The following is a 279-nucleotide window of genomic DNA, read 5'->3' on the forward strand; positions in this document are numbered from 1 at the left end:
GAAACCTTTTAATGTCAGCTTTTCAACCGGTGTTCCAAAGGGCAGAAACGACACATATTGTTTATCCTGATCTTCTTTTATTTCGTATGTACCAGGTTCAAACATTTGAATGATATTTTGTTTGTCTACAAGGGTGATATTCTGCTTGTGCTGAATCCCTTTGTAAAGAAGATGGATATTTCCTAGAAAATGATCCGCCCTTCCTCCTGTAATACCGTAGATGTAAATATGTGCTGGGTGCTGACTGAGTGCCCAGTTCAGTGCAAGCTCTAAATCGGT

1 protein-coding gene is annotated in these 279 nt (G+C 39.8%); it reads right to left on the bottom strand.

The window, feature by feature from the left end:
• Window positions 1-279 (bottom strand): thiamine diphosphokinase (locus SB658_RS23350; protein ID WP_410602662.1); only part of this gene is annotated, 279 nt, incomplete at both ends.

Origin of the sequence: Bacillus sp. SIMBA_008 (assembly GCF_046535495.1) — a bacterium.
In the GTDB taxonomy this organism is placed as follows: Bacteria; Bacillota; Bacilli; order Bacillales; family Bacillaceae; genus Bacillus; species Bacillus subtilis.